A 2,855-nucleotide genomic window follows, 5' to 3' on the forward strand; every position below is an offset into this window, starting at 1 on the left:
GAAGCATTTTCGATAAGCACGCTTGAAGGAAAGCTGATCGAGCATTGACGAATACAATCTGCTGGAAATATTCGAGCTATTCGCCGCGGCGACGGGCATGAATTTCAACTAGCGATATCAGCCCAAATCGCTCATTGAACCAATGTTGAGCGGCGCTCTGTGGGATTAGTAACGGTAAACGTTAGGTCTCTATCGGGACTGCCCCGGCAGACAAGGCAGGACTGAGGTTGGTTATCTCGTCCGGGGCAGTTTCGATAGAGTCGTTTGAACTAAGCCGCTGGCGTTCGCGGCGGATGCGGTGATCTACCTATGTATTTTCAATGTTGCCGAGTGGTTCATTTGGAGCATTTCATGCTCAGTGCTCGATTCGTGGAGTAAAGTAAGGCGCTTTTGCGAATGGAACTGTGACCCGTAAGGTGTGAGCCGATGGCGCCGGCTGGTTGCATATGCAGTTTGCAGGCATAGGACGGCGTTGCATGCGCTAGGGTGCGATGGGGCGACCGAAATAGATTTGCCGTGTTCCATGGCTGTTTATTCATGAACTGTCGACGCTGCACCTCTGTGGAGTGGCGAGGCACAGGTCAGGCTGGAAGTAAAGTTGAGCACTGGTGAATCGTTCGATGACCAGCGTAGTTGCTGAACAGGCGGGGCAACGCGGCAGATTCGTTGTTTCCGATTGCTCTCTGATGGTTGTCGCGCTAAGCAACTCGCGGCAACGTGCAAGTGCGGTCTCCCTTCTGCGATTGGCGAACAGGCCGAAGTGGCGGATGCGGACCAGGCCTTTAGGCAGCATGTGAAGAAGAAATCTGCGCAGGAACTGATCTGCTGTAAGAGTCATAACTTTTTGCTTGCCGCCATGAGCATAGTCTCGCCAGCGGAATGACACGCGATCGTTTTCGAAGGCCACAAGCCGATGGTTGGAAATAGCGACGCGATGGGTATAGCGCGCCAGGTAGTTGAGCACGTGTTCGGAGCCGCCGAAGGGTGCCTTGGCATATATGACCCAGTCTTTTTGGCCCAGTTGCCAGAGGAAATAGTTGAATGCTCCAGGTGAGCCAAGGTGCTGAAGCGAGTTATGGAATTGGAGTCTGTCTTGTTTGTAAAGCTCTTGTAGCTCCTCACAGAACTTGCCGCAGAAGACCTGGCTGAGTGCTTGAACAGGCAGAAAGAACCGGGGCGATGATCTGATCCATCTTGAACCATCAGTTGCAAGACCGCCGGCGGGAACGATGTAGTGAACGTGTGGATGAACTTGGAGGTTCTGTCCCCATGTATGGAGCACGCCGAGGAATCCGATATCCGCTCCCAGATGCTTGGGATCGCTTGCTAGTTCAAGCAGTGAAGCGGCACTGGTGCGGAAGAGCAGATCGTAGAGCAACCGCTTGTTCTGGAGCACTAAGCCCGAGAGTTCGTGCGGCAGAGTGAAAACGATGTGGAAGTACGGAACGGGTAACAGTTCAGCCGCGCGTGCCGCCAGCCATTTTGCGCGCGCGTTGCCCTGGCACTTTGGGCAGTGCCGATTGCGGCATGAGTTATAAGAGGCGGTAACATGGCCGCAGCGGATGCATTTATCACGATGACCGCCCAGTGCCGCCGTACGGCACCGGACGATGGCATCGAGCACCTTGCGATGCGCCCATGCCAGGTGTGACTTGTGCTTTTCCCAAAATCTGTTACCCACTGCGCGGATGATGTCGGCCACCTCGAGGGTGGGCCGGCTCACTGCTTCATCCTCCTCCGGGAACGCTTCACTTCATCGCTACTCGAAACCTCGATTGCTTCCAGCGGACTGGGAACCGCCTGCAGATGGCGGCGGGACAGATGCAGGTAGAGTGCTGTATCGCCGATCTTGGCATGGCCGAGAAGAACCTGGATAGTGCGCAGGTCAGCACCGGCTTCAAGCATGTGCGTCGCGAAACTGTGTCGAAGCAAATGAGGCGCAACGCGCTTACTGATGCCGGCGCGCTTGCCAGAATCGTTTACGGCCTCCCACACGACCTTCGGAGTAATGGGTACATCTGCACGCCAGTTGTTTACCATGCCTGGAAACAGGTAGGTCTTAGGCTTCATCCAGCGCCAATACTCACGCAGGGTGTTCAACAGCTTGGAGCTCAAAAGAACATCGCGGTCCCGGCCGCCCTTGCCCTTGTGGATATGAATGACCATGCGTTGGCTGTCGATATCGGCTGCCTTGAGATGACACAGTTCTGAGCAGCGGACCCCAGTTGAGTACAGTGTCATCACTATGGTGCGGCGCATCAGGTTCTCTGCTGAATCAATCAGCCGCTGAACCTCTTCTGGACTGAGTACAACGGGCAAATTGCCTTGGACGTTTGGGAAATGGGATGTGCTCGGGCAGATACGGGCGTCGCAGCGTCTTGACGTAGAGAAAACGCAGAGCCGCAGTGCACAATGCAATCGTCCCTGCTTGGAGCTTGCGCTCTCGAAATAGATAGGCCTGATACTGCCGAATATGATCAGGTCCCAATCTGTCTGGAGATCTGTGAAAATACCTGGAAAACTCTTCTACCGCGTGCAGATAGGTCTTGATCGTATTCTGTGAGTAGTTGCGACGCTGGAGTTCATCCAGCATCTTCTGCCGAAGATGGGTCACAATAACCTCCTTGTGACCCAAACACTACACCGGCGACAAAACTACTGGGAGACCTCCGCCGCAGCATCCGCCGCGCCAGCGGCTTAGTTGTGCGCCGGGCATGTTCAATAGCTCGGAGGTGAAAGTCCTCTACCCGACCTGATGGAGGTAAGGGTTAGCAATGACGCAAGGGCTACTGTCGCGAGGCGGGGTCTGAAGGAAGCGTGGAGCAAATGCGCGAGTCGATGGACAAAAACCGGAT

The 2,855-nt window shown here is 54.9% G+C and carries 3 protein-coding genes; all 3 read right to left on the reverse strand.

Going from position 1 to position 2,855, the window contains the following annotated elements; genetic code table 11:
• Positions 1-535 precede the first annotated feature (535 nt).
• Genes WA354_RS21430 through WA354_RS21440 form a run of 3 tightly spaced genes read right to left on the reverse strand, consistent with a single transcriptional unit; the run spans position 536 to position 2,593 of the window.
• Complete coding sequence (locus tag WA354_RS21430; protein ID WP_472815057.1) at positions 536-1,723, reverse strand: IS91 family transposase; 1,188 nt, start codon at positions 1,721-1,723, stop codon at positions 536-538.
• Positions 1,720-2,319 carry a tyrosine-type recombinase/integrase gene (locus tag WA354_RS21435; RefSeq protein WP_472815058.1) on the reverse strand — a complete coding sequence of 200 codons (600 nt, stop codon included), beginning with the start codon at positions 2,317-2,319 and terminating at the stop codon, positions 1,720-1,722. Before WA354_RS21435 ends, WA354_RS21430 begins: the two co-directional genes overlap by 4 nt.
• The gene (locus WA354_RS21440) at positions 2,276-2,593 is read right to left on the reverse strand and encodes a site-specific integrase (protein WP_472815059.1); all 318 of its coding nucleotides are present in this window, start codon (positions 2,591-2,593) and stop codon (positions 2,276-2,278) included. Before WA354_RS21440 ends, WA354_RS21435 begins: the two co-directional genes overlap by 44 nt.
• Between the last annotated feature and the right edge of the window lie 262 nt (positions 2,594-2,855).

This window comes from Occallatibacter sp. (assembly GCF_049802275.1).
Classification (GTDB): domain Bacteria; phylum Acidobacteriota; class Terriglobia; order Terriglobales; family Acidobacteriaceae; genus Telmatobacter.

Bases quoted from the DNA above. Each gene is read 5' to 3' on its own strand.
- WA354_RS21440 (WP_472815059.1), bottom strand. From the start codon at position 2,593: ATGCTGGATGAACTCCAGCGTCGCAACTACTCACAGAATACGATCAAG.